20 protein-coding genes are annotated in these 23,528 nt (G+C 41.7%); 10 read left to right on the top strand and 10 right to left on the bottom strand.

Going from position 1 to position 23,528, the window contains the following annotated elements:
• Positions 1-270 precede the first annotated feature (270 nt).
• From FVA69_RS06905 to FVA69_RS06885, 5 genes are read left to right on the top strand one after another with little or no spacing between them, the layout of a single operon-like run.
• Positions 271-2,979: a DUF2345 domain-containing protein gene (locus FVA69_RS06905; protein WP_164528581.1), complete on the top strand. Its 2,709-nt coding sequence runs from the start codon at positions 271-273 to the stop codon at positions 2,977-2,979.
• A 1-nt stretch (position 2,980) separates the two neighbouring features.
• Positions 2,981-4,927, top strand: coding sequence for a phospholipase D-like domain-containing protein (locus FVA69_RS06900; protein WP_123381771.1), 1,947 nt, complete (start codon positions 2,981-2,983; stop codon positions 4,925-4,927).
• A 3-nt stretch (positions 4,928-4,930) separates the two neighbouring features.
• A complete protein-coding gene (locus FVA69_RS06895; RefSeq protein WP_164528580.1) occupies positions 4,931-5,893 on the top strand; it encodes an SEL1-like repeat protein in 963 nt (320 codons plus the stop codon).
• Positions 5,894-5,905: 12 nt separating this feature from the next.
• Complete coding sequence (locus tag FVA69_RS06890) at positions 5,906-6,169, top strand: PAAR domain-containing protein (RefSeq protein ID WP_164528579.1); 264 nt, start codon at positions 5,906-5,908, stop codon at positions 6,167-6,169.
• A complete protein-coding gene (locus FVA69_RS06885) occupies positions 6,166-7,290 on the top strand; it encodes a 34 kDa antigenic family protein (RefSeq protein WP_164528578.1) in 1,125 nt (374 codons plus the stop codon). The genes FVA69_RS06890 and FVA69_RS06885 overlap by 4 nt, the downstream gene beginning before the upstream one ends.
• A 502-nt stretch (positions 7,291-7,792) precedes the next feature.
• Here FVA69_RS06885 and FVA69_RS06880 read toward each other — a convergent pair.
• Together FVA69_RS06880 and FVA69_RS06875 are read right to left on the bottom strand one after the other, a co-directional pair.
• Positions 7,793-7,957, bottom strand: coding sequence for a hypothetical protein (locus FVA69_RS06880; protein WP_164528577.1), 165 nt, complete (start codon positions 7,955-7,957; stop codon positions 7,793-7,795).
• A 113-nt stretch (positions 7,958-8,070) separates the two neighbouring features.
• Positions 8,071-8,301 carry a hypothetical protein gene (locus FVA69_RS06875; protein WP_109913150.1) on the bottom strand — a complete coding sequence of 77 codons (231 nt, stop codon included), beginning with the start codon at positions 8,299-8,301 and terminating at the stop codon, positions 8,071-8,073.
• A 203-nt stretch (positions 8,302-8,504) separates the two neighbouring features.
• On the opposite strand from FVA69_RS06875, the gene FVA69_RS06870 reads away from it, so the two are divergent.
• The 4 genes from FVA69_RS06870 (at position 8,505) to FVA69_RS06855 (ending at position 12,634) form a co-directional block, all read left to right on the top strand.
• Positions 8,505-9,191 carry an outer membrane protein gene (locus FVA69_RS06870; RefSeq protein WP_004912887.1) on the top strand — a complete coding sequence of 229 codons (687 nt, stop codon included), beginning with the start codon at positions 8,505-8,507 and terminating at the stop codon, positions 9,189-9,191.
• 416 nt (positions 9,192-9,607) lie between these two features.
• Positions 9,608-10,882 (top strand): MASE1 domain-containing protein, encoded by a 1,275-nt coding sequence (locus FVA69_RS06865; RefSeq protein ID WP_164528576.1) that lies wholly within the window; start codon positions 9,608-9,610, stop codon positions 10,880-10,882.
• Positions 10,883-10,909: 27 nt separating this feature from the next.
• On the top strand, positions 10,910-12,211 hold the full coding sequence (locus tag FVA69_RS06860) for an HdeD family acid-resistance protein (protein WP_004912893.1): 1,302 nt from the start codon (positions 10,910-10,912) through the stop codon (positions 12,209-12,211).
• Positions 12,212-12,301: 90 nt separating this feature from the next.
• Positions 12,302-12,634 (top strand): DMT family transporter, encoded by a 333-nt coding sequence (locus FVA69_RS06855; protein WP_371021498.1) that lies wholly within the window; start codon positions 12,302-12,304, stop codon positions 12,632-12,634.
• Positions 12,635-12,941: 307 nt separating this feature from the next.
• On the opposite strand, the gene FVA69_RS06850 is transcribed toward FVA69_RS06855, so the two are convergent.
• Genes FVA69_RS06850 through FVA69_RS06830 form a run of 5 tightly spaced genes read right to left on the bottom strand, consistent with a single transcriptional unit; the run spans position 12,942 to position 18,427 of the window.
• Complete coding sequence (locus tag FVA69_RS06850; protein ID WP_164528575.1) at positions 12,942-14,081, bottom strand: Gfo/Idh/MocA family protein; 1,140 nt, start codon at positions 14,079-14,081, stop codon at positions 12,942-12,944.
• Positions 14,082-14,092: 11 nt separating this feature from the next.
• Complete coding sequence (locus FVA69_RS06845; RefSeq protein WP_109913146.1) at positions 14,093-15,157, bottom strand: sugar phosphate isomerase/epimerase family protein; 1,065 nt, start codon at positions 15,155-15,157, stop codon at positions 14,093-14,095.
• The gene (locus FVA69_RS06840) at positions 15,154-16,230 is read right to left on the bottom strand and encodes a Gfo/Idh/MocA family protein (RefSeq protein WP_004912903.1); all 1,077 of its coding nucleotides are present in this window, start codon (positions 16,228-16,230) and stop codon (positions 15,154-15,156) included. The genes FVA69_RS06845 and FVA69_RS06840 overlap by 4 nt, the downstream gene beginning before the upstream one ends.
• A 1-nt stretch (position 16,231) precedes the next feature.
• Positions 16,232-17,482: an MFS transporter gene (locus tag FVA69_RS06835; RefSeq protein ID WP_004912906.1), complete on the bottom strand. Its 1,251-nt coding sequence runs from the start codon at positions 17,480-17,482 to the stop codon at positions 16,232-16,234.
• Between the two features lie 27 nt (positions 17,483-17,509).
• Entirely contained in the window at positions 17,510-18,427 is a 918-nt protein-coding gene (locus FVA69_RS06830) for a GNAT family N-acetyltransferase (RefSeq protein WP_110732086.1), read from the bottom strand.
• 269 nt (positions 18,428-18,696) lie between these two features.
• On the opposite strand from FVA69_RS06830, the gene FVA69_RS06825 reads away from it, so the two are divergent.
• The gene (locus FVA69_RS06825) at positions 18,697-19,677 is read left to right on the top strand and encodes a LacI family DNA-binding transcriptional regulator (RefSeq protein WP_004912912.1); all 981 of its coding nucleotides are present in this window, start codon (positions 18,697-18,699) and stop codon (positions 19,675-19,677) included.
• Positions 19,678-19,854: 177 nt separating this feature from the next.
• On the opposite strand, the gene fhuB is transcribed toward FVA69_RS06825, so the two are convergent.
• Genes fhuB through FVA69_RS06805 form a run of 3 tightly spaced genes read right to left on the bottom strand, consistent with a single transcriptional unit; the run spans position 19,855 to position 23,514 of the window.
• Entirely contained in the window at positions 19,855-21,825 is a 1,971-nt protein-coding gene (gene fhuB / locus FVA69_RS06815) for a Fe(3+)-hydroxamate ABC transporter permease FhuB (RefSeq protein ID WP_123381776.1), read from the bottom strand.
• On the bottom strand, positions 21,815-22,741 hold the full coding sequence (locus tag FVA69_RS06810) for an ABC transporter substrate-binding protein (RefSeq protein ID WP_123381777.1): 927 nt from the start codon (positions 22,739-22,741) through the stop codon (positions 21,815-21,817). The genes fhuB and FVA69_RS06810 overlap by 11 nt, the downstream gene beginning before the upstream one ends.
• The gene (locus FVA69_RS06805) at positions 22,732-23,514 is read right to left on the bottom strand and encodes an ABC transporter ATP-binding protein (RefSeq protein ID WP_004261670.1); all 783 of its coding nucleotides are present in this window, start codon (positions 23,512-23,514) and stop codon (positions 22,732-22,734) included. Before FVA69_RS06805 ends, FVA69_RS06810 begins: the two co-directional genes overlap by 10 nt.
• Positions 23,515-23,528 lie beyond the last annotated feature (14 nt).

Here is a 23,528-nt window from a genome sequence, read left to right as displayed (position 1 = left end):
AATCATACATACAACTTTAGTTCATTTGTCATACTCAACTACCCTGTCAGCAACATCTGAATGAAATGCAAGGAATGAAACTCAACGTAAGTGTAGATGAATTCAGATAAATCTCTTTTATGCTAAACACTTCAAGATTATTTCACATTCAATTTGCTTTTGTTTGTGATAATTCGTTATCTTAACGCAAATTACTTAACATTGAAGTGGGTAACCTCACTCGCGGCTTATTGTACTTTCGGTTACCACGGTGGACACAAAGGAAATAAGATGAGCTTAATGGATAATGCACTACGACCTTTTTTATCCCATAATCGCTACCAGCTTGCTGTACAAGGTTGCCAGACCCACTTAGATGTTGAGCACTTCACGGGACGTGAAGCCATTAGCGAAACGTACCGTTATCAGATTACTTTTACTTCCACAGAGAAAAACCTGCAAGCGCCACAATTTCTACGCCGCAGTGCTGATTTTACCTTTTCATCGCCTACCCTGCCATTGGCTATGCTGAACACGTTAAATGAACCACAAAAGCGGGTTCATGGGATAATTACCCACTTCAAGCGGCTGTCTGGCTCAGCGGATGAAGCACAATACCAAATTGTCATAGAACCGTTTGTCTCCTTGTTACGCCATCAAATGCGCTCTCACCGCTTTTTCCTCAATAAATCGGTGCCGGATGTCATTGACCTCATTTTACGTGAGCATGACATGAAAGGCTGGGAGTTTGAGTTTCATTTGCAGCGCCAATACCCCAAGCGAGAGCAAATTAACCAAATCAATGAGAGTGATTGGCAGTTTATTGAACGCCTGCTAAGTGAAGTGGGGATTTTCTATTCATTCAGTTTGCAACCGGATACCAAAACCGAAGTTATTCATTTTGGGGATAGCCAACGAGCCTATGTGTATGACCTCAAGCTACCTCTCAATAGCCCATCAGGGATGAATGACGAGAGTGTAGAAAGTGTCTGGGGGTTATCACTACGTCATCAAGTGGTTGAGCGCAGTGTCACCACCAAAGATTATAATCACCGCCAAGCGATGCAAACCTTGCAATCCATTGAAACGGATATGACTCGAGGTGAGGGAGAGGACATCCACTACGGTGATGTCTATCATTATAAACCTCGTCATCTTGAGCGCGGTGAGAAGTACCAACCAGAAACGGAAACCGCTCACTTTTGGTCACGCCTTGACCATGAGCGTTTTCTGGCTCGTCAAACTCAGCTGCACGGTAAAAGTAATTCACCGATGCTAACGCCATTATTGGTGCTCAAAATTACCGATAACCAACTGCCTTCAACATTACCGTCTGACTTTCAATCTGAAATACTGATTACTCGATTGCGATTTTCAGGTAGCCGCAGCAGTGCCTTAGTCGTGCAATTTGAAGCAACGTCGTACACCGAAGCTCTGTGCTGGCGTCCGACCTTGAAGCCTCGCCCTGTGATTGCAGGGACATTGATGGCACGCGTCACCAGTGCTAAACCTCACGATATCTACGCCCACCAGAATGAGCATGGTTTTTATTGGGTTAAATTCGATGCGGATCGTGATGAAAAATCGACGGGGTATGAAAGTATGCCTGTGCGGCTAGCGAAACCGTACGCGGGCGATACCTACGGGATGCACTTTCCGTTAATCCAAGGGACAGAAGTTGCCATTGCCTTCCATGAGGGTGACCCAGACCGACCGTACATTGCCCATGCCTTGCATGACTCGCATCGCCCCGACCACATCACCGACAAAAATAATACCCGCAATGTCATTCGTACTCCGGCAAATAATAAGCTACGCATGGAAGACAAACGCGGGGAAGAACACATCAAATTCAGCACCGAATACGGGGGGAAATCGCAACTCAATTTAGGGCATCTGGTTAATCAAGGACGTGAAAAACGCGGTGACGGCTTTGAACTGCGCACCGACAGTTGGGGCGCTATTCGAGCAGGAAAAGGGCTGTTTATCAGCACCGATTTACGCACAAAAGCCTCGTCTGAACAACTGGATATGCGCGAAGCCAAGCAGCAATTGGATGATGCGTTGAACCTTGTGAGCTCCCTACGGGAAGCCGCCGAAGTCGCGAAAGCAGAGCTGGCAGACATGAAGGCTCAACAACGCTTATTAACTGAGTCCATCAACGAATTGCAGCAGGCAGCGTTATTACTCAGTGCGCCCGCGGGTATCGCATTAACCTCCCCCAAAACCGTACAGGCTCACAGCGGTGAAAACATTACCCTGACGGCCAATAAACAGGCAGATATCTCAGTCGGTAAAAAAATCACCTTAGCCGCAGGTCAAGCCATCAGCTTATTTGCTCATACCCTAGGAATCAAAGCCTTTGCAGCAAAAGGTAAAGTGGAAATTCAAGCTCAAAGTGATGAAATGCATCTCACCTCACTCAAAGACATGACCGTCACCAGTACGGGCGGTAAAACTGTCGTCGCCGCTAAAGATGAACTGCTATTGACCTGCGGTGGTGCCTATATTCGTTTAAAAGGCGGGCAGATTGAGTACGGCAGCCCCAGCAACCAAACGGTCAAAGCGACTAACTGGGTGGTTGAAGGCCCTGCCTCGATGGATGTCACTCATCCACAATTTCCACAGTCAATGCCAAAACAAACCTTGCGTTTTCAACTGAGTTCGTCGCCGCAAAGCCCAATGAAGGCGCGCGCGTTTGAGCCGTATGAGCTGTATGCCAATGGGGCACTGATTTTAAAAGGCATGAGTGATGCACAAGGTAATGTGCAAATTGACCATGATATTCCTACGGACAGCTACCAACTGCGTTTATTGAATGGGGACCGTTACGATATCGATGTTCCTTCTGCGGAGTCGCAAGAGGAAGAACACGTCGAGCCCGTTAATGTCGGTTTTCGAACCAGTGCGCCGAGCCAAGAGCGAGAAAGCTCGCGAATAGGTCAAGCATGGGGGGAAGGGCTTTCCCAATTTATCACTGAATGGAATAAGAGAAAATAATATGTCAGGAAATCAATCTGGGGGATTCCCCGCTTCCGTGCAATTACCCATTCCGGCAACCGAGCAGAAAATACGCTTACCCGTCTCGACCTGCATGGTACTGCAAATGACGCCAAGTTGGATCCCTGAGCGCACCAAATACCCTATGAGTTTATTTGTGTATGCGCCACTTATTAATGGAAAACAGACCTTTGCAGCGGTTGCGGAGGCCATTCGTAAAGCGAAAAAGAGTATTGAGATTATTACATGGGGATTTCAGCCCTCCATGTATTTTGAACGCTCAAGTGGAATTAGGGATGGACAATTTCCTAATATTGCGGAGCTTCTTGAGCAAAAAGCCAAAGAAGGTGTAAAGGTACGCATTCTGGTGTGGTTTGATGAGATAGCTAAGCTGGGTGAAACCAGTTTACCCGGCTGGCCTAAGCAAACGTATTTTACGCCAAGGCAAAAGGTTGAACTACCTTCAGATATGATGCAGACCATTGGGGCTAAATTAGATTATGAGTCTGATAAACAATATACCTTTGATAAAGAATGGCTTATTCGAGCTAAAAACAATCAAATTAAAAACTTATCAGTTCGTACACGTTCGATGGCGATCAACAGCCCTTCATCTCGCTTAAGTAAGGTGGCTGAATTAACCAAGCACCAATTTGGTAGCGATGATGTTGAATTCAGTTTACGTTTAGCCGCACTTGCTGTAGTGCCCACTCACCATCAAAAAGCGGTTTTGATTGATTATGAAGATCCTGAATTAGCGATTGGCTTTGTGATGGGTCATAACATGCATTCGCAGTATTGGGATGATGATAAACACTCGATTGTTCAACATAAAGATATGTCATGGTTAGGGCGTGATGGCCCGACCGCATGGCAAGATACGTCGAACTGTGTGTATGGCGAAGTATTGTGTGATTTAAATGATAATTTTGTCACGGCATGGAATGAAACCGAAGGCTTTTTTACAACGGATAATGAAGGTGCTCAGCTGTTAGAGCAAAGAAAGTCTCTTATGCGCAGCCAATATACGCCCACCATTGAGTTCATTGATGCACTCAATGAGCGCTATACCTTTTTAGCCCGAAACCCATTAATTCCAACGTCGGGTAAAATTTGCCGCACTCAACCGGAATATGACGAATACGATATTTTAAAATCTTACGATCATGGTGTTAAACATGCGCGTAATTATCTCTATTTTGAAAATCAATATTTCCGGTTATCGTCAATTGGGCGGGATGTACGCAATATGGTCGAGGAGCGAAATAAATGCTTTGCAGAAGCTGCTGCAACCGACCCTAAACTGCAAGGAGAAAAACTGCCACCATTCTATTTGTTTGTGGTGACGAACTCCACCACGAAAGCAGAGATTGGTGACTCCAACCACGTGGGCGGTTATCAAACCTATAAAATGCTAGAGACGTTAGGCCGCCGTGACCTTATGCGTGAGTATGCCGCATTTGATGGCACCTTTAAAAATATCATGGTTTCCACACAAGAGAGCTTACTCAAACCCATTCAGGTTGTAGAACCCGATGATATTCAAGAAGAAGAGATTGACGGGTTTAAGAGCGTCATTTGTACCTTGGTTTCGCCCGATTCTGACCGCTGGCAATCGGTGTATGTCCACAGCAAGCTAACCTTAGTGGATGACACCTTTTTAATCCAAGGCTCTGCCAATATCAATTTACGCAGTATGGCATTTGATACTGAAATTGCCGTCGTACTGCAAGATACAGATATTTTCCCGATTGTTAAGCCACTGAGGGAACATTTGTGGGGGATGCATAAGGGCACTGGGGGCATATCAAATGATTTAACAAAAGAATTTGATGAATGGATTGATATTTCAAATAGAAACAAAGGATTGAAAAAAGATAAAAAAATGCCTATAGCTTCTTTACTTCCGTTTGAGGATAAAACGATTGGATTAGAAAATTCGGATTAAATTATGTCACTAATTAAATCTTATTTATTACTGTGTGCTTTAGTGCTGCTTGTTAGCTGCAAACCTGTTGAAAAAAAAGAGAAAGCGATGACTCAAAAAACAGAACCCGATTTAGCCTTCACCTGTGTATATGAAAAAGACACATTGCCTCCCGTTGACCCTGAAGCGGATGTTTGGTTTAAACAAGCCCGTGAGCTTGAGAAAATTAATAAATATCAACGTGATTATGCCAAAATTGGCGAACTTTACCGCAAAGCGGCCGAGCGTAATCACCCCAAAGCCATGCTTAACTTAAGCAATTTAATCAGTTACGGCAAAGTCCCCCCGATTAAAGGTAAAGGAGCAGCTCAAGAGGTTTGGGATATTATTCAAAAAATGGCCAAATTAGACATCAGCTATGGTTATTACCAAATGGGACACTACCTCGATACAGGCTATGGAGTCGTCGCTGATCGTACTAAAGCTTTAGCATATTTTCGTCAAGCCGCAGATTTAGGCAGTCCCGAAGCCCAATATGTGATTGGCGATATTTTTGTTTCTCAACGTTTATCCGACAAAGATAACCCTGCTTATCGCCCTGATATTGGGAAAAAAATGTTGGATTGCTCTGCAAATCAAGGTAATGGGAAAGCCGCATATCGTCTGGCAAATTACTTATGGAATGTTGAAGAAAATACTGGTGGAACATTAAAATACTATCAATTATCTACAAAAAATGGGTATAGAGCCGCAGCATCAACATTTGAAGGTGCATTCAAGCCAAATGTAAAAGAAAATTCCTATTATTATTTACCTGTAAAACCTGATTCTGAACGTTCTCTCCGTTATGAAGCTATTGCTAATGAGATTAGAAATAATCCCGAGGCACGCTTTCCCGATATTGATAAAATCGTTCCGCTACCACCTGCTGAACTCCCTGAATGGGATGGCACGTTTGAATATAAAAAACAACAGGATAACCAATAAAAGGATCTTAACATGCGCGCACTTGTTCGATTAGGTGACAAAACTACTCATGGCGGCGAAGTGATCTCCGCTTCTGGTTCGGTGATGTACGGCAAACCGATAGCTTTAGTGGGAGATAAAGTCAGTTGCCCTAAAAAAGGTCATGGCGTTAATGCCATTTTACCCGGTTCAACGCGTATTTTAATATCCGGTCGTCAGGCGGCACTCAATGGTTTTCAGACCGAATGTGGTTGTACATTGATTACGAGCTTATCATCGTCGGGTGAACAATCATGATAAGCTGGAAAACTCCGTCTTTAGGTCACCCACCTAAGCCTAAATTACCTCGCTTGATGCTTTGGTTGTTTTTGGTTGTTCTCATTGGTATTGCTGGATTTGGTATTGGCGTGTATTTATCTTCAATTGGCGTATTGTCTAGCGAAATCAGTAATAATCAAATAATTGCTTTATTTGTTTTTCTTCCGGTGATTAGTATTCTGCTTGTCCGATTACTTGCTTACTCAATCACGACTTATCGCCATCAGCTATTTACCAATATGTTGGATGATGCGCACCAAGAATGGCGTTATTGGGCGAGTATGCATCTTGGATTATTAACACATTCACGATTAACTCAAATCGGTGAAGAGAAACAAGAGGGCGTACCTTTATCTTCTTTACCAATTAATAAAGATAATATATTAACACTAAACGCCTTGAAATCCCTTTCGTTATGGGAAAAACAAGAAATAGCGATACAAAAATTGCTTGTCCCAATCGCGACATTTTATCATCAACACGCCCTCACCCAGCCGATAACACTGTATTGGCAAGCAGAAGATAATGAGTCTAATTGGCAAGAACTTATTGAGCAGGAAGCCACACGCTTATCATTGGCACTTGAGTCTGTTGAGGCATTACCATACGAATCATTCAGTGAATGGTTATTAGCACTGTATGAAAATCCCTTTGAACCCAAGTTATATGCTATTTTATCATTTCAATTAGACTCAACAGCGAGTGAAGAAGCCGCTAGTCTATTACTCGCCCCTCAAGGGTTCTACGAGCGTTTAAGAGTACCTATCAAAGCGAAGCTATTACGCCCGATATCTACCGAGATAAAATCCTTCGCTGATGCATTGAAAACACAATGTGAATTTCAATTACCGGGTCACCAATTAAATTCAGTGTGGCATAGCGGGATCGCAGATAAAAACAAAAGCCAATGTATTGAAAGCTATGTACAGCAAGATATTCATTGTCTCTTAAATCAGTTTTATGATGTCGATAATTTTTTCGGTAAGGGTGGGATTGCTCGGCATAGTACCACCTTGTCCTTGGTCAGCGATAATCCCGAAAACCAACTGATAGTCTGCCAAGAACACGATAACTTATTGTTACAACAAATAATATGTTAATAAGCTAATAAGAGGTGATTGTTATGAGTGATAAAATTCGTCATGCCATTGAGTACTGGGCTAGCCGCCCGACATGGTTTAGTTCCCATCCCATGGATGTCAAAGAGCTTAGACAAGCTATCAGGAACCTAAAAAAAAATATCACCGCCTCCGACTTTACTAGAAATAAAAGAAGCGATTCATTTTTATGTCGATGCTGCACCGACTCTATTAGGCACCCCCTCAGATTTATCACAAGCAGTCCATGAATTTGCTGTCAAGATCTACAATAAGCTTTAAAGGTATAATTCTATTTTCGACATAATTAACTATGCTGTTCCACCTCGTCACCATATTGGTTCTAGCATTCTACTAGAACCTGCTAACATAAATCATTATCACCACAGTAAAAAAAATCTCAGATATATATTATCCCCTTGAATAGCTATCATTTTCTTTTATTTCAAGGAGTAACATGCATCAGATCTCTCACTTTAAAACCCTTCAATCGACTCTACCGGCTTCATGAGCAATAACGCTCAATAGATAACTCATCTACTCTAGCGCCACCTAGATTTGCCCAAAATGCTATTGTTGAAAGTACATCTTTTTCGCTTGTTGCGACAAAAAGAGTTATGAAAGATGTTTGGTTCCATAAACCACTTGCTTTATAAACCGATTTTTTCATTTTCACCCCAACTAACTACATCTAATAACCTTATGAATAAACGGCCTTATCTCCGCTATAAAATATGTAGTTATATGATGGGAACGATTTTATTTTTTCCAAGTGTGTACGTTTCATACTTTCATCACCTCACACCAATGATTTAATTTATCTCTAAAAAATTCCCGATGTGCTTCAGGTACTTTTTCAATTTCAACCTGTACTCGCTCTCTGTAGATTTTTCGATTTTTCAGTTGCCTAATTAGACTGTTAGCGAATAAATCAAGCTGCTCCAGTTCGCGATATTCTTCTGGCCATAAAGCAGAATTCTGGGGAAGTCCATTAGGTAAATATTTACCTGACATAAACTTGTTTTAAAGTAGCGAGGGATACAACCTCTGTTATTAGAAGATGAAATACTCATTTCATGAAGAATGCGGTAATCCAAGTAACATCTATATCATTTTGTTGAAATAAATTGAACATATCAATCAAATAACTCCCCTTTACTAATAACCACTACCTGCAATAATCCCATCTCGATATAATACACAAAGGAAACTATAACATGACTAAATTACACTTATTATTAGTAATTGCTGTATTTGGAAGTGCAGCTGGAAATGCCTTAGCCTCTACGAATGATGAGGGCTATTATGGTGCTGCAAGGCTCTCGAAGGTATGGCAAAAAGCAGATAATATGGATACCAGTAGTAGACCTGGTATTGGTCAATTTGTCTCGGGTGATGATAAAGATGATTTTTATAATGGCTCTTTAGCTGCTGGCTATCAATTTGGTAATGGTTGGCGTACAGAAGCAGAATATACTTTCAATAAAAAGGCAGAATATACAAGTGGATCAACCACTTTTCCGACCAGCTTGAATCACCATAAAACAGAGTCCCAACGATTAATGCTAAATGCTTACCGTGATTATGAAATTTATCAGGGAGTTTCTATTTATGGAACCGTTGGTGTTGGTATCGCAAAAGTAAAATCGTCTGGATGGCAAGGAAATGTTTCACGTCAATACGCAAGTAACACTGATACAAACTTGGTATATTCTCTCGGTGGCGGCGTCAGCTATGAACCTATTAATAAACTCAATTTTGACTTAGGCTACCGTTATGTGGATCTAGGTAAAATCGAAAGTGGCATGAACCGATTTGCTAATGCTCGAGGCTTACAAGACGAGCAAATGAAAGCACACCTTAAATCTCAAGAAGTTGTATTTGGTGTCAGATACTTATTTTAGTATTTTTATAGTGTTATCTCATTGGTATTGTCTCAAAAATAGCTAACTCTTGTTAGCTATTTTTAATTGTGGTGGACACGCTCAATTTTTGCCATTATTGCTCGGCTACTGCTTTATATAACGTAGGTATCTTTCACGAATAGCTGTCTATGAAAACAACAAGCCGTGTTTTTCTTTTTAAGAAATTCAGATTAGGTGCGCTATTGGCTTTTTCTAGACGCGTAATGTTCATTGAAGTACCTACAGCGCCGAACTCAGAATAAAATAAAAAGTGTCTAAAAATACAGGAAAAAATATAATAATAGCTATACCTCAAGATATCATTTTGATATTTTTTGAAAAGAGAAATGATGTAGACCTTTTCGCATTAAGATAAGGCCAAACATAACTTTATGATGCATAACCTGAAATAAACTATGAAAACATCTTTACTATCAAATAAGACCACGTTAATCGTAATAATAGGATGGCTATTACTTTATTACGTAACAGGTGAAATCTCCGAAATACTGACACCAGAGAACTCAGATATTTCTGTTGTTTGGTTTCCTGCGGGGGTCGCAACAACCGCTTTTTTATGTATGCACAAACGCCAATGGCTACAATTACTGATTGGCTTCATTGTATTAAACTTAATTCTGAATGGCTTTGATAGTGAGCAAATCACCCTTTCACTTATATACGCCGCTCTGGCAGTACTTTCTTGTATTGCTATTGCTTGGATTGTCCGTAGGTATGCTCAACGAGGAGATGATCTGCAACTAATATTGTTATGGCTATCGGCAACAATAATTGTCAGTTTTGCAGATGCAGTTCTATTTTCTATCAGTTTGTATTGGCTTGATAATACATCACTTAATGATATTTTTTGGGATGGTTTTATTGCTGATATTACTGGCAACATCTTTGCCACAACAGTGATTATGGGGCTAATTAATACCCATTTCAAAAGGGTGGTGCCTTCTTTCAAAATTAATATAGTTTGGGGAAGTATTGTTTTTATTCTTCTTATTATTAGCACTATATTAATATTCAATGATACTGCGATACAGATATACCATTCCTATTTTCATCATCATCGTAATACTGCTAAATTATCGCTACTCTGTATCCCTATTTTGCTTGCTGTTACCCTGTCTATGCTGTGGGGAAACAGAGGGGGATCAATAGCACTATTAATACTTGCCACTATTACAATCTATTACACTCGTAATCAGCATGGGCCTTTTTATCTTCATGGCCTATTTCGCCATGAGTCACTGTGGTTAATACAGGGATATTTGACCGTCATATCATTATTAATGGTTTTTTTACGAGTTGTCGCTCGAAGTACTCATAGAATTGATGACACACAAGGAGCTTATAAACCGCAGCACCTAGTATATCAACTTAATCTAGATAATGGTGCTATAGAATGGGGAAATACAGATTGTTCATATCCGAAGGCTGATTTAACAACCCTTTCCGATCTAAGGCAAATTATGGAATCTATTCATCCTGACGACCGAGAAAAACTCGCTCGACATTGGGAGCAAGAGCAAGCTCATACCACTCTTCCAATAATAACCTTTTGTCTGAAAGATAAAGAAGGTCGTTGGTGGAATATAGAAGATCGTGGAAGTGTTATTTTTAGTCATAACAAGCCAGTAATGATTGTTGGGAATTGGTTTATTTTGGGTGAAGTATCCTAAAATTGATGTAATAACAAAGGATAAGTGATGCTACAAATTGCATTATTACTTTTCGGTGCCGAATTTATCAGAGGAAAAGCACATTACCTCTGGGGGATTGGGCTCCTTTGGTGTTTTATTGGTATATTTATTTTCATTGATGGTGTTGATGGTATTCTTTTTTTTCCAATACATTTGTTTGGTATTCTATTGTTACTTGAAAGTCTGATCACATTAAGTGTCGCTTCAAGCGGAATTGGAACACAAAAAACGATACTTTTCTTTAAAGGTGGTCTATTTTTGTTCTGTGCATTGGTTATCTTGATTAATCAAACATATAGCAATGTATTATTGTCAGCAATGTTCGGTTTTGTTTTTTTTATTACCGGATTATTTGTTGTTGCATCAGCTTGGATCGTACGTTTTCCTGGATGGCAATTAATCCTATTATGGGGCGTAATTGAAATGCTGTTTGCCTTTTTTCTGTTTACCCATCACCAAGCAACAATTTCTTTTTTTATCGGTTTTTTGATGATAGGAAGTGGATTTGGATGCCTGAAGTTAGCATTTCGAGCCCGTCATATCCAACGAGGAACATCCATATTTGAACTGATGCGTCCTTTACCTGTGTCGTTTAAGAAAAAAGGGGCAATGCGACCCATAACAGAGACCCCACAATCTTCCACTATAAGTAGAGAAACTGAACAAGATACTATTTTGACTGTTCATATCTGGACCCCCGAAGGCTCCGCAAACCAACGCCCTGTACCACGGCCAATTATTAATCGTTATATTGCGGCTGTTGATTCTGAAGGAGTAATCTCGACGGGGCATGCATCTCTAGAACTCTACCCGCACCTCTATATCAGCTTATACCCTGAAGAAGATATTGATCGTTCTCCATCAGAGTTTTTCAGGCTACTAAAAGCAACCGCTGATAATAATGTTCCGGGGCGTTTCTTGCCTAATTATCAAACTGAAGCATCCGAATGGTGTGAATCTGACAGACAGATTGTTTTCAATGTTTATAACTATGCTTCTTTATTGAGTTTTTGGGAAAAATATCGCCAATACCCTATTTATAACCTAACATACCAAAACTGCTCCAGCAGTGTTGCATATGGTTTGGAGGCTGCATTAGATGGTGTTTTGTCTATGCAAAAGAGAAGTGATTTTATCGGGATTTTAAATGTACTTTGCATGCCAGAGTTATGGATTGCGGCTCAAATTCGTCGGCGTGCACTGATGATGGCATGGACCCCTGGATTAATTATGGATTATGCACGTGCTTTGCGGGCTATTGTACACCCAGTTCCAGTCCCTTGGTATAAACGCTTACTTAGGCGTTGAGTTTCATAGCCATTAGACATTTTTATCTCAAACATAGTTTAAAATTGTCATTTTGGAATGTTTGCTAAATAAGTTAAAGAGGTTTTTATGCTGAAAGTGTACGCAATCTTAATGGTGTCTATCATAGCTGAAACAACCGCGACAACCATGATGAAGGCGTCTGATGGGTTTACTAAGTTGGTACCCAGTATTATTGTCGTTATTGGTTATGCCATTTCTTTTTATGGATTATCCCAAGTTGTAAAAAGTATGAATATTGGTATCGCCTATGCGATATGGGCTGGAGCGGGAATATTTCTTGTTTCAGCATTATCATTTTTTGTTTATAAACAGAAACTTGATTTTCCAGCATTAATTGGTCTAGCATGCATTGCGCTGGGAATTGTTATTATCCAGCTGTTCTCTAAATCAATTACTCATTGAGTGTCGAAATTATTCAACAAGAATGGATTAAATAACGACATTAAGTTGCACACGTAACAAGATACATACCGACATTGAAACATTTTTTGTTACACCACGCTGGTGGTGTAACATCACTAGGAGAGGTATCCTCTCCTTTTAACTGATTCTATCAAGCAGTATAGCTTTCCGGTTCACTCCCCCTCGTCGCTTTTGCTTATCCGTATTACAAAGAAAAAATCATTATTACAGCCTCTGTGCCGAAATATATTTCATAAAGGTTATAGATTATACCAACTCATTAACCTCAGACCATCCATCGCAGAGATTATGATGAGCAACGATATTGCGTAAAATCAATCCATTGACCGCAGCTATCATGGCTACGTTTTGCGGCATCAATAAATGCCATCCCCTGTAGGCCAGTTTCAATACCTGGTAATAACGGTGATGCACCGCTTCCCTCGCGTAAACGAGTTGCCGCCTCACGATAAACCTGAGCAAAACCCTCTAAATATCCTTCGGGATGCCCGGCTGGAACCCTTGACATCGCACGGTTTTCCTCCCATTGAGACATTGATCCCCGTGTCACACAATACATTGGCGAATCAAACGGTTTTAACCATAACTGGTTAGGATTTTCTTGGGAAAATGAAAGACTCCCTTGGCTGCCATATATGCGTAGTCGCAGCCCGTTTTCTTCACCACAGGCCACTTGGCTCGCCCATAGACGCCCTTTTGCTCCGTTGTGATAACGCATTTGCACACGCACATCATCATCTAGCACTCTTTCAGGGATCATTGATGTGAGTTCCGCACAAATGGCCTCTGGCAACATCCCTGTGACAAATGAAGCTAACTGCCACGCATGAGTACCGATATCGCCGATACAGCCCGCTCCCGCTTTTTGTGGATCGGTACGCCAACTCGCTTGCTTGTTTTCAGTTTCCTCTAATCGTGTTGCTAGCCATTGCTGCAAATACTCCACTTCAATATAACGAATTTCGCCTAGTTCCCCTGCTAATATCCGGCTGCGCGCTTCGCGAATTAGCGGATAAGCACTGTAATTATGTGTGAGAATCAGTTGCCTACCCGTTTCTCTCACAACATCGGCAAGCTGCAAAGCTTCTGAGTATGATGTACACAATGGCTTATCACAGATCACGTCGATACCTGAGCGCAAAAATTCAACGGCAATAGGGGCATGCAAGTGATTAGGCGTGACAATCGCAACCACATCAATGCCATTACCACGTGCCGCCTCGCTTTGCGCCATTTGCTGATAGCTAGCGTAGCATCGTTCAGGCGCAAGGTGCAGCCGTTGCCCTGTACGTTGACAATTTTGCTCGTTCGAAGAAAATGTGCCTGCGACTAACTCAAACTCATCATCCATACGAGCCGCTAATCGATGCACTGCACCAATAAATGCACCTTCCCCACCTCCAACCATTCCCAGCTTTAGTCTCATCGCCTTATCCTTTATTTATCACTCACGATCCCAAGTAACGCTCTGATTTGTTGAAGATTAGTATCTACCGCTGCAAAATCATCAAAGGCATGATCAACCGCTGGAATAATATGATTGGCGATAAAATCAGCTCCCTCTTTCGCCCCGACATCTGGAGATTTAAGGCAACACTCCCATTCCATTGTGGCGATACCGGAAAAACCGTACTGGGTTAATTTGCTGAAAATAGAGACAAAATCAATCTGGCCATCCCCTAACGAACGAAAACGCCCTGCGCGCTCAACCCATGATTGATAGCCACCATAGACACCGCTACGGCCATTTGGTGAATATTCCGCATCTTTGACATGAAATGCGCGAATGCGTTGGTGATAGCAATCAATAAACGCGAGATAATCCATTTGCTGGAGCAATAAATGGCTTGGGTCGTAGAGAATATGGCAACGCGGGTGGTTATCGACAAGGCCGAGAAAACGCTCAAATGTCACGCCATCGTGTAAGTCTTCCCCTGGATGCAACTCGTAACACACATCAACGCCACACTCGTCAAACACATTCAGAATAGGCAACCAACGCAGCGCAAGTTCAGCAAATGCTTCATCAAACAGTTGTGCATTGTGAGGGGGCCAAGGGTAAAAATAAGGCCACGCCAGCGCGCCTGAGAAAGTCACGTGCGTAGTTAGCTTTAGGTGCTGCGAGGCTTTTGCCGCTTTGATGAGTTGCTCTACCGCCCACTGCTGGCGCTTTTGAGGATTACCTCTAACACTCGCTGGGGCAAAACCATCAAAAACCGTGTCATACGCTGGATGTACCGCAATTAATTGGCCTTGTATATGGGTCGATAACTCACTGATCTGAATACCATATTGCTGTAACATGGCAACCAACTCATCGCAATAAGTTTGGCTTGTGGCGGCCAAATCTAAATCAAAGATATGTGGGTCGATCGTTGGCACTTGGATATGGGTAAAACCTAGGCTTGATGCCCATTCAGCGAGGCCTTCTAATGAGTTAAAAGGGGCTTTTTCGCCAATAAATTGTGCCAAAAAGATACCGGGGCCTTGGATTGTTTTCATGACTCACTCCCTAAAATCACGGTGCGCTGTGTACGCACAGCTTCATCCGCAGCAAGAACAATTCGCAAGCTATTGAGTGCGTCTTGTAAATGCTGTTCTAATGAAAATTGTTCCGTAATCGCTTGAACAAAATAACGTTGTTCACTTAGGCATAGCGCCAAATGGCCTGGCTCGTCTTGGCAGTCAACCCAACGGTCGGGATGCTTAAAGGCATTGTTTTTATCAAGCTCTGCATAGTGAATACGTAAAGAGTCAGTGCGCGTGTGCCCATCGACATTATCACTATTTCCCTCTCCATGGCGAGCCATTATCGAAACCGCACCTCGAGGGCCTATGACATCTTTGATAAAATACGCCGTTTCGCTGATCATTGGCCCCCAAGCCGCCTCATACCAACCCACTGAGCCATCATCAAAACGAACCTGTAATTGACCATAGTTATACATGTTGTCTGGTAATTCATCGGTCAATCTTGCGCCAATAGCGCTGACACTCACTGGTTGAGCTTGTGTCATTTGGCACATCACATCTAAATAATGAACGCCGCAGTCAACTATCGGTGATAGTGATTGCATCAAGTTACGGTGTACATTCCACATCTGACCATGGCTTTGTTGATTCAAATTCATTCTCATCACTAATGGCTTACCCAGCTCATGAGCTAGATGAATGAATTGTTGCCACGATGGGTGATGACGCAAAATATAACCGACCACCACTTGTCGATGGGCTTGTTTAGCCGCAGCAATGACACGCTTAGCCCCTTCAACCGTAGTGGCTAATGGCTTTTCAATAAACACATGACAGCCTGCCTTGAGTGCTAGCAATGCATAAGCTTCATGAGTATCAGGGTATGTCGTTAAGCAAACCGCATCTGGTTGCGTTGCTTTTAATGCCTGTTCGTAATTATCAAACGTGGCATATTCACCACCTAAATGTTCATTGAGAATGTCTTTTGAATGACCACGAGCCACCAGCCCGCAGATATCAACCCCTTCCATTCGGTGGTAAGCCTCTGCATGAGAGGCTCCCATATTGCCGCAACCAACGACTAAGACGCGTAAATTAGCCATCTTATTTCCCCTCCACTGGCTTTTCTTTATAGTTGAACGCGAAGAAGAACAATGCGGCAATCAGTAACGCACCTATCGCTGGGTACCACCAGAAACTTTGCCATTGTGGCAGAGCCGCTGCGCCTTCCGTTGTAACAATGCTATTGAACAGCATGCCACTGATTTGTGAACCAATTAACATCCCCACGCCATAGGTAAACAAAACCAACAAGCTCTGCGCCTGCCCTTTTACTTTCTCGCCAGCAACTTTGTCTGTATAGATAAAACCAATAACAAAGAAGAAGTCATAGCACATACCATGTAAGAAAATGCCGATATAAATCATCCAGCGCAGTTCTTCAGCGATCCCTAAGGCAAACATGACATAACGTAAGCACCAAGACAGCATCCCAATGAGTAACATCACTTTAATGCCAAGACGCGCAAAGAAGAAGGGTATCAATAACATAAAGAACAGTTCTGACATCTGCCCTAAAGACATCACGCCACCAACGTTAGTAAACCCTGTCGCTGCAACAAATGGCGCCGCATAGGCATAGTAAGCCGCCAATGGGATGGAGATCAGCATTGCACAAATGATGAAAACTAAGAAATGACGTTGCTTAAGCATGGCAAACGCATCCGCACATAACAAGTCGCGCATTGCTACAGGCTTACCCCGTTCTGGTGCTGGCGTGTGTGGTAATGTAAAGCTGTAAATCGCTAATACCAACGAAGCCGCTGCCGCCAAGGTAAAAATTTCTGTACTATCTGATAACCCTGTTGAACCAACAATCAACCCCGCGACAATCCAACCAAATGTACCGAATGCACGCACAACTGGGAACGCTTTCTCACTGTTCGGTAAACTATAAAAGGCAACGTTGTTACTAAGAGCAATAGTTGGCATATAGCAAAGCATATAACCAAAGATTATCCATAATAGACCGCTATGACCCCCCGTAAAGTAACTTGGGATCATCCATAATAAAGCAGCACCGATGAGATGCAGCACGCCAAGCACTTTTTGTGATGCAAAGAAACGGTCAACCACCATCCCTAGTACAAAAGGAGATAAAATAGAGGCGATGGGTCCTGTCGAATAAGCATCACCAATAATTGCTGATAAGCCATATTTCCCCATGACAACCCCTAGCGTGACATACCATGCCCCCCACACAAAAAATTGAAGGAACATCATTAACGCCAATCGCGGTACTACCCATACATGGGCAGTATTTTTACCGCCTTGAGCAAGACTATTTGTACCCATAAGACCCCCAATAATTTCTATTTTTTATTAGCCACTTTCAGGTAAAAAGGACGGCATAACCACGCCGCTTGGTTTCTGCGCATAACCTTTGGCTTGCGCAAGATGCAGTTCACAAATTCGACCGCCCCATCGCAATAGCGCTTGGCATAGTGCGCTTCGCTCTGTGGGAACTAAAACTACTGGCGTCGCACCACGATGATGTTTGTCTAACATCCAACCGAGTAAATCCAGCGCTACCTCATCACGATAGCTGCAGCCGGGTCCTAGCATCCTCGATGCGGGGTGTGCGATAGAGGCAAGATAACCTTCGATGCGCTGGTTATGCTCCCAGACTGCAATTCGCCATAACCCGCTGGTGTCATTCAAAAAATATTCAATATCCCGCTGACGACTAATACCCAATAAATCCGCTTCCAATTGTAAAATAGCCGGTAAGTCTTCGGTTCGAGCATCTCGCACAATTCCTTCGGTCAAACGAGGGAGATTTACGCCTTGCTCTGGTACTGAAATCGCCATATCTTGGTAAATTGCATAAGGTGTAAAACCGCCGCGGCGATAAAGAGAATAAGAGTCTAAATTCAGGGCACTTGAAATTAAGCGAATGGGGATATTTCCTGCTAATTCATCTGCTTTGGACAATAATTTCTTTGCAATACCCTGTCCAAATGCATTGGGATGGACATTCATAATCCCAAGACCCAAATGGGTTTCTCGTGGGTGAAAAAAACACGAGCCAAGAATATTAAGTTGTGAATCACGGGCTACCCAGTGGTAGTCGGGATCAAGTTGTTGGTATACATCAACAAATAAATGGCACTCTTCAGGCGCAGACTGAAATATTTCGCCTAAACCATGTTGCTGGTACCAGACATTCGTTGAGTGATAAATCAAATGCGCGACTTCACTCCGATCAGTGTATTTCGCAAGCTGTAGTTGTATATCCATTCATTACCTCTCATGTTTTATTGTTTATAAAATGAGGCTTTTCACTAAATGGCAGCTAAACTCAAAAATGAAATCGATTACATTTTTACTGAAATCGATTTCATTTATAAAATATAGCCAAATTGTTTCTTTCAGCAACTAGCTGAATGGTTCAATAATGACCTAAAAGATAAATTTGCAATCTGCATCACAAGTTGCTTGTATCAATCGTACTTTTCATCACGATGTTGCATACTGTGCATGGCAATAGACAAAAGGAAAAGTGAACAATGTCGATAGAAAAAGTGGCGAAAATCGCAGGAGTCTCTGCCGCAACGGTTTCACGGGTATTGAATGATCAACATATTGTCAAACCGGCAACTCGCGATAAAGTTCTCGCCGCCATCGCTCAGTGTAATTATCAGCCTAATTTATTAGCGCGCCAACTACGCACCTCGCGTAGTCGCATGCTATTAGTGTTAGTGTCTAATATAACTAACCCCTTTTGTTCACTGGTTGTACGAGGTATTGAAGAAGAAGCGGAACGCCACGGCTATCATATTTTGTTATGTAATTCTGAATCCAATCCAACGCGTGAATCCGCTTATCTGAGTTTACTCAGAGGTAAGGTTGTTGATGGCGTCATCACTATGGATGCAGTGAGTTGTTTGCCGGGACTTACTGATATGATTGGGGATTTTCCGTGGGTGCAGTGTGGTGAGGGGGATCCTGAATTTCGTGCGTCTTCGGTTACTATTGATAATTTACAAGCCGCTAGCGCTGGCGTTTATCATTTAGCAGCGAAAAATCGCCAACGCATTGCATTAATTAACAGTGATATGCGTTACCTCTATTCGCAGCAACGGGAACAAGGGTATCGAAAGGCCCTCGCTGAACTTGGCTTTGAGTATTGTAAAATCGAATATGTAGAAGAATTAGATTACACCGCGGGGGCGAAGGCCATGGAAAAGTTACTGCAAAATGCGCCCAAACCCGATGCCGTATTCGCGATTTCTGATGTCATTGCAGGCGGTGCAATGAGTGTTTTGCATCAGCAAGGTTGGCATATTCCGAATGATATTGCCGTGTTAGGGTTTGATGGTGTGCCCTTCGGTCAAGTAACTACGCCGCCATTAAGTACTATTGTACAGCCGATGCATCAATTTGGCATCCGTAGCGTTCAACTGCTTCTCAATAAAATTAAGCACCCGAAACTCGATGACAGCCATGAAATCCTCGAATGGCAATTAATTGAGCGTGGCTCAACTTAACTCACCTTTTTATTTCCATTCTGGAGCTGTGATATTGAAATAATACGGATAAGATAAATACTACTATTTTCTTTTCGTATTTATATTTTTTTATGGCCATAGCGATATGACCTGACTTATCAATATTAGTTAGGTCTCCTTGAATAGCGATTTGGCTAGCCATATTTATACCATAAATTATGACTTGATTTTATTCATCGCCATCAGCAATAAAAAATACCCACCACCTAAAATAGCGACAAATATTCCAGCAGCTATCTGTGTTGGATAAATAATAATTTGTCCTAGCCAATCTGCCCAAACCATTAATATACTGCCGATCAACCCACTAATAATAAGTTGTTGTTTCGCCTTTTTAGCGCCAACTAAAAAAGCCATATGGGGTGCAACTAAACCAAGAAATGCAATAGGGCCAACAGTAGAAGTGACAAAAGCACACAATAATGCAACTAAGATTAATAGCAATATAGTCGCTAATTGTGAATTTAGTCCTCTTCCCTGTGCAAATGACCGACTAATTGATAATAAAACTAGCCAACGATTTAACGTGATCGCTAATATAGCTAACACAACAATACTGATTGAAAAAATAATAGCCTGTTGCCCTTCCACACGATAAGTTGACCCTGAAAGCCATAATAATATCCGATAGCTACTCAATGTACCTTGAGCTAAAAAGAACTGAACAAAAGCTTCTAACGTTGCCGTTAGGCAGATCCCTGTCAAAATTAAGCTTGCTGGTGCGTATTGATGTCGTTTACCTAGGTACAACAATAGCCCTAATACAATCAGGCTCCCGATTAAAGCAATACCCCAAAATGAGGTTTGAATAGCAGTGCCTAATAGTAAACTAAATAGAACAAGTGCCGCTGTAGCACCTGAAGAAACCCCTAAAATATCTGGGCTGGCCAACGGGTTATAAATAATTCTTTGTAATAAAACGCCTGCAATACTCAATGCTAAGCCAGAGAATATAGCCGCTAATAAACGAGGCCATTTAATATCCCATTGAAAACTTGATGGCAGTTGCCAATAATATTGTTCACCATTCGTTTGTAAGCAAAGTGAAAATACAACTCCACTTGCTAACAATAAAATAAGAATACATACCGTGGTTTTGGAAAGTATTATTTTTGTTGGTAATAACCCTATCGATAATTGATCTTGGGCTGTCATTGCTCGGCGGCTAAACCAGATCAATAAAGGAGCGCCAATAGCAGCAGTCATTACCCCCGTAGGAACCACAATATTAAGGTAGTTTGTTAGTGCGATAGCCCCGCTGTCTGCAAGAAGCAATAAAATCGCGCCTACAACTGCACTGTTTAATAGCTCTTGCCTTGCACTCATATTCGCCATTCGCCGTACTATATTTGGGGCTAATAAACCAATAAAACTAATAACCCCTACAGTTGAAATAGTCGCCGCCACTAACCAAGATGCTAAAACAATAAAAAGTAAGAAAGTAGGTAAAACGGATAAGCCACGAGCTTTAGCCCCCTCATGACCTAATTTCAATAATGTCAAAATACGAGGTGCAAAACAGATAATAATAATGATAGGGAACAATAAAGGTAATAAACCAACCACTTTTTGCCAGCCATCTTGCGCTAGATTTCCTGCTCCCCACATAAAAATGTTTTGTGCAAATTGAGAATTTAATGTAATTAATGCAGTCGCTATAGCACCAAACAAAATATTGATGACCATTCCCGAAACAACCAACGGAATGCCTGTCATATTACGAATACCTGCAATTAATATTACTAAACCAAATGCAAGTAATGCTCCCACCATCGCAGCTAGCGTTTGATATAACCCTATCTCGTTACTAAACCAAATATTGACTACCACTAATGCTAACCAAGCACCGGATGATGAACCTAATGTTAGTGGTGAAGTAAGATTATTTTGTGTTAATTGCTGCATCAAACTGCCCAATAAACCAAAAGTCGCGCCCACTAATAATGCCATAGCAAGGCGTGGTAATTGGCCATATAAATAAAAATAATCAGCAAATGTATCGGCTGAAGCTGGATGGATAACTAAAAATAATTGCTGACTGAGTGTAACCCCAGGTTCGAGCTGAAGGTTAATCAGCGCGAACACCATTAATACAAAAAATAGTATTGAGTACTGTTTAGTTGTCATTATGAGGAGCAACCTGTAATAAGCTTTCTGTTAATGCTTCCGCCATTAATTGCAAGGAAAAGACACCACCATAATTCCAAACGGGACGAACACTATTTATCCGCCCTTGTTTAACAAAAGGCATAGACTGCCATAAAATAGAATCATTTAGTTTTTTTTCTTCTACAAATGGTTTGATGTATAACACGTACCCATCATTTATAAACTGCAATGAATTTATTCGTCTCTGCTCTATTCCCCAAGGACGTGCGGGGACTAAAATAGCGGGCTTTAATGCAAGCTGTTCAAGAACATAATTGAGTGTTGAATTCTCAGTATAAAGAAAAATAGTGCTTAAACTTGAAAACCGGATAACAGCAACACTTGGTTTCGTTGTAAAAGCACGTTCAAGTTGTGATCTTAATTCAGCAAAACGTTTATCCATTTTCATTAGATATTCATCAGCAAAAGAGGTCTTGTCAAATAAGCGAGCCAACGTTTTAAAATGCGCAATGGCTACAAGCCCTGAGTCATCTTGGCGTGCAAAATTTGATAAATAAACGACTGGCGCTATTTTTTCCAATAAAGGCAGTAAATCTTCTTGCGCGCTACTTGCAATAATAACATCAGGTTTCAATGCGGCAATTTGCTCTAAATTAGGCTCAGCCCGGGTTCCTACCTCTTTGACTGAAGAAGGAACAACAGGGTCAACAACCCATTGCTGGTAACTCTCTAATTCCGTGGCCCCAACAGGTGTAATTTCAAGCGTTAATAGCTGTTCCAGCAAATCCCAATCTAAAACCACAACGCGCTGAGGCGGCGAATTGAACTCGACAATACCACGACTGTCCGTAACAGAATAAGCCCGTGTATAAAATGAGCATAATAATGTACTTGTTAATAAAATAAGGCCAAGCAAATTGATTCTTAAGCGCATACGATAGCAACCCTATGATGTTCTGACTCGGGAAAACTAGGGTGTGGTATTAATTTAATCGGAGTATCGTAGAGTGACGATAGCCTTGCTTCATCATGGAGAAGAACGCTTTTTCCCTCAAATTCTATTTTCCCTTTTTTTAATGCCACGATGTGTGTTGCATACCGTAAAGAAAGGTTGAGGTCATGAAGGATCACAATCACACCAATCCCATGAACTTTATTAAGCTCACTCAATAAATTCATTAACTGGTATTGATGGTGAATATCTAATGCAGAAGTCGGTTCATCCAGTATTAAAACTGGTGATTGTTGAGCAAGTAACATGGCAACCCATGCGCGCTGGCGCTCTCCACCAGACAAGTTGTCTGCTAAGTTCGCGGAAAACCCCTCAACCCCAGCTTTCTCCATCGCTTGTTGGATAATAATTTCATCGTCAGCTTGCCAGCGACCAAGTGCACCTCGCCACGGAAAACGCCCTAACCGCACAAGTTCTTTCACAGACAGCCCCGCTGAGGCTGGCAGTTTTTGTGGTAAATATGCGATTTTTTGCGCTAATTCTTTCGTTTTATATTGAGAAAGACTCGTGCCATTTAAATCAATTTGCCCGCTATCCGGTGCCATCTGCCCAGAAAGGAGATTAACCAGTGTAGATTTTCCTGAACCATTATGACCAAGAACCACTGTGAGTTCTGTTGTGGGTATATTTAACGAATCTATAGATAAAATAGAACGATGATCGCGAACGATATTAATATTTGCTAATCGAAACATAGAAAGGACTCAAG

The sequence above is a fragment of the Providencia sp. PROV004 genome (genome assembly GCF_011045615.1).
GTDB classification, from domain to species: Bacteria; Pseudomonadota; Gammaproteobacteria; order Enterobacterales; family Enterobacteriaceae; genus Providencia; species Providencia rettgeri.
This window is presented reverse-complemented; position numbering and strand designations above follow the sequence as displayed.

Excerpts from the sequence above, each read along its gene's own strand:
- FVA69_RS06905 (WP_164528581.1), top strand. The coding sequence starts at position 271 with ATGAGCTTAATGGATAATGCACTACGACCTTTTTTATCCCATAATCGC.
- FVA69_RS06900 (WP_123381771.1), top strand. The coding sequence starts at position 2,981 with ATGTCAGGAAATCAATCTGGGGGATTCCCCGCTTCCGTGCAATTACCC.
- FVA69_RS06895 (WP_164528580.1), top strand. The coding sequence starts at position 4,931 with ATGTCACTAATTAAATCTTATTTATTACTGTGTGCTTTAGTGCTGCTT.
- FVA69_RS06890 (WP_164528579.1), top strand. The coding sequence starts at position 5,906 with ATGCGCGCACTTGTTCGATTAGGTGACAAAACTACTCATGGCGGCGAA.
- FVA69_RS06885 (WP_164528578.1), top strand. The coding sequence starts at position 6,166 with ATGATAAGCTGGAAAACTCCGTCTTTAGGTCACCCACCTAAGCCTAAA.
- FVA69_RS06880 (WP_164528577.1), bottom strand. The coding sequence starts at position 7,957 with ATGAAAAAATCGGTTTATAAAGCAAGTGGTTTATGGAACCAAACATCT.
- FVA69_RS06875 (WP_109913150.1), bottom strand. The coding sequence starts at position 8,301 with ATGTCAGGTAAATATTTACCTAATGGACTTCCCCAGAATTCTGCTTTA.
- FVA69_RS06870 (WP_004912887.1), top strand. The coding sequence starts at position 8,505 with ATGACTAAATTACACTTATTATTAGTAATTGCTGTATTTGGAAGTGCA.
- FVA69_RS06865 (WP_164528576.1), top strand. The coding sequence starts at position 9,608 with ATGAAAACATCTTTACTATCAAATAAGACCACGTTAATCGTAATAATA.
- FVA69_RS06860 (WP_004912893.1), top strand. The coding sequence starts at position 10,910 with ATGCTACAAATTGCATTATTACTTTTCGGTGCCGAATTTATCAGAGGA.
- FVA69_RS06850 (WP_164528575.1), bottom strand. The coding sequence starts at position 14,081 with ATGAGACTAAAGCTGGGAATGGTTGGAGGTGGGGAAGGTGCATTTATT.
- FVA69_RS06845 (WP_109913146.1), bottom strand. The coding sequence starts at position 15,157 with ATGAAAACAATCCAAGGCCCCGGTATCTTTTTGGCACAATTTATTGGC.
- FVA69_RS06840 (WP_004912903.1), bottom strand. The coding sequence starts at position 16,230 with ATGGCTAATTTACGCGTCTTAGTCGTTGGTTGCGGCAATATGGGAGCC.
- FVA69_RS06835 (WP_004912906.1), bottom strand. The coding sequence starts at position 17,482 with ATGGGTACAAATAGTCTTGCTCAAGGCGGTAAAAATACTGCCCATGTA.
- FVA69_RS06830 (WP_110732086.1), bottom strand. The coding sequence starts at position 18,427 with ATGGATATACAACTACAGCTTGCGAAATACACTGATCGGAGTGAAGTC.
- FVA69_RS06825 (WP_004912912.1), top strand. The coding sequence starts at position 18,697 with ATGTCGATAGAAAAAGTGGCGAAAATCGCAGGAGTCTCTGCCGCAACG.
- fhuB (WP_123381776.1), bottom strand. The coding sequence starts at position 21,825 with ATGACAACTAAACAGTACTCAATACTATTTTTTGTATTAATGGTGTTC.
- FVA69_RS06810 (WP_123381777.1), bottom strand. The coding sequence starts at position 22,741 with ATGCGCTTAAGAATCAATTTGCTTGGCCTTATTTTATTAACAAGTACA.
- FVA69_RS06805 (WP_004261670.1), bottom strand. The coding sequence starts at position 23,514 with ATGTTTCGATTAGCAAATATTAATATCGTTCGCGATCATCGTTCTATT.